Source organism: Shigella sp. FC1967, from assembly GCF_001743005.1.
In the GTDB taxonomy this organism is placed as follows: domain Bacteria; phylum Pseudomonadota; class Gammaproteobacteria; order Enterobacterales; family Enterobacteriaceae; genus Proteus.
Genome location: NZ_MIIZ01001191.1, coordinates 1 through 508, shown reverse-complemented (window position 1 = coordinate 508; position 508 = coordinate 1). Strand labels below are relative to the sequence as shown.

Sequence of the window (508 nt, the reverse complement as noted above, 5' to 3'; positions counted from 1 at the left end):
TACTTTCAGTATCAATGCCACTCATTTTCTGGACGAAAATGAATGACATAAGGCTCCGCCCTCTGGCTATTTTCTTCGGCTGGACGCCTGAGAAAAAAAACCATTCACCCAACCCGTCAAACTCACTGCGTTCGTCTGACCACCCCCCTTTTTTTCGCCCCTGTATTTGGTCGCTCAAAAATGTGGTGGTCAGACGCTTCGCTTGACGGGGGGCTTTGCCCCCAAAACGAAACACGTTCACTGGGGTTCACTTGCCATCGCTGGGGGCGTGTCATTTCGTTTCGGCTCCCCCTGTTTTTCCCTTTCTTCGCTGGACGCTCATCAGGATAAAAACAAAAAGCCTACCGCCCTCGTTTTACTCGGTTGGTCAAATCGCTTCTTGCCACAAAACAAGTTTGTGACTTTCAGCGATTTCGCATCGTTTTACTTGTCAGTTTGCACGATGTTAAAAACGCACTCAGAAGCCCGCAAAACCGTTCTAAACTTTCAGCGTAGATTTGGGTGTTTT

At 48.2% G+C, this 508-nt stretch carries 1 protein-coding gene; it reads right to left on the bottom strand.

Annotated elements, in window-relative coordinates; all coding sequences use genetic code 11:
• Positions 1–241: hypothetical protein (locus BHE89_RS24460; RefSeq protein ID WP_216081035.1), on the bottom strand; the 241-nt coding region annotated here is incomplete at its 3' end.
• Between the last annotated feature and the right edge of the window lie 267 nt (positions 242–508).